A 1,891-nucleotide genomic window follows, 5' to 3' on the forward strand; every position below is an offset into this window, starting at 1 on the left:
CGCCCGGGTACACGGGCATGCGGTCCTCCAGGGGGCGCGAGAGGAGCAGGGGGGCAACGGAGTCAGACGCCACGGCGTCCCTCGATCGACGCGCCGGCCTCCGGGCGGGCCTCCGGCCGATGACGCGGCCAGGCGAGCAGGGCGTAGAGCAGGGCGCTCAGGAGGAACACCGGGACGGTGACACCGACGGGACTGGGCCACACGTCCGTGAGCAGCCACGACGTCGCGGCACCGACGACCCACACGGCCACTGCTCGCCCGTGGACACCCCCGCGGAACCAGGCGCGCGGGCCACGGGCCACGAGCACGTCCAGGGTGGTGCGGCGGCCCTGGAGCACGTAGTCCACGAGGATCACGGCGAACACCGGCACGAAGAAGGCGCCGATCAGCGCAAGGAAATCTGTGAAGCGGGTGAGCAGGTCGAACCACATCGCACCGATGACGCTCACCGCGCCGAGCACCAGGGCGACAGGCACGAACGGAAGGGGCCGGCTCAGCGAGGCGTGGGTAACCGACGTCGCCATCCCGTAGACCACCATCGTGTTCGTGGCCATGACCGAGAGGAACATCACCACGGCCAGCGGCCAGCCGAAGGCCGCGACGAGGGTCGCCGGGTCGAAGGGGGTGGCCGCGGCGTCGCCCAGGAGCACGTGTGCGAAGGCCGTGAGGCCCAGGCTCATCGCGATGACGGTGGACAGGGTGTAGCCGATGCCAGAGCCCAGCGCGGCCGCTCGCGGGGTGCTCACGTTCCGGGTGATGTCGGCGGAGAGGACGGTCCACGAGATGGCCGTGGCGAAGACGAGATCGAAGGCGAGGGCGGGAGTCAGCTCGACTGCGGGGTCCACCGGGATCGACGCCAGCTCGGCCGGGCCGTGGGCACGGAAGGCGGTGACGAAGATCCCGCCCATCACGGCGAGCATCACGAGGGCGAGCCAGGGTTCGATCCGCGCGATGCCCTCGTGCCCGAGGATCGCCAGGGCCACGACGACGAGCTGGCACAGGACCGCGAAGAGCATCGGCGAGGAGAATCCGGTGGCCGCGGACACCAGGGCGTCCACCGCGAGGCCGGCCAGCATGGCCTGCACCCAGGACCACCCCATCAGGACCACCACGTTGAACGTCACCGGCAACAGAGATCCGCGGTGGCCGAAGGCCGCACGGGTCAGCGCCATGGTGGGCAGACCGGTGCGGGCGCCGATGACCCCGACCCCCACCAGGACGAGGGCGCCGAGGACGGTGCCGAGCACGATGCTTGTCAAGGCGGTGGCATAGGAGACCCCGGGCTGGAAGAGGGTCCCCGTCAGAAGCGTGGTGACCACGAGGTTGGCGGCCAGCCAGATCAGGAGCATGCGGAGCGTGCTCACGGTGCCGCGGGGCGGTGTCTGGACGACATGCTCGGACACACGCGCTCCTCTCGTTCGACCCGGAGCCTGCGCCCCGTCGCCCTGGACGACATGTTGCCTGCGATGCAACATGTGTTTACCGTAGACCCAGATCGTGTGATCGGCAACACGCCGATCTCTCCTGTCCCGCCCGCGGCGCCCCCGCATCCCGGCGCCCTGGATCCCCTCGCCCCAAGGACCACCCGTGACCATCGTCGCCGTCTACCTGGTCGGCATGCTCGCCTTCGGCTGGTGGGGCAAGACCCGCGCCGCCAGCTCGGAGGACTACCTCGTGGCGGGCCGCCGCCTCGGGCCGGTGCTGTTCACCGGCACCATGGCCGCCGTCGTGCTCGGCGGCGCCGCCACCGTGGGCGGCGTCGGCCTGGGGTACGAGTTCGGGCTCTCCGGCGCGTGGCTCGTGGCCGCCATCGGCGTCGGCGTGCTCATCCTGTCGGTGGCGTTCGCCCCGATCCTGGCCCGCCTGAAGATCTACACCGTCTCGCAGATGC

Annotated in this window: 1 protein-coding gene and 1 pseudogene; one reads left to right on the forward strand and one right to left on the reverse strand. The window is 71.0% G+C overall.

Annotated elements, in window-relative coordinates:
• Window positions 1-62 precede the first annotated feature (62 nt).
• Entirely contained in the window at window positions 63-1,403 is a 1,341-nt protein-coding gene (locus ACFWJO_RS37925; RefSeq protein WP_386872691.1) for a purine-cytosine permease family protein, read from the reverse strand.
• Window positions 1,404-1,617: 214 nt separating this feature from the next.
• On the opposite strand from ACFWJO_RS37925, the pseudogene ACFWJO_RS37930 reads away from it, so the two are divergent.
• Window positions 1,618-1,891, forward strand: a pseudogene (locus tag ACFWJO_RS37930) (sodium:solute symporter); the annotation flags it as partial.

This window comes from Streptomyces sp. NPDC127092, from assembly GCF_042722475.1.
Classification (GTDB): Bacteria; Actinomycetota; Actinomycetes; order Streptomycetales; family Streptomycetaceae; genus Streptomyces.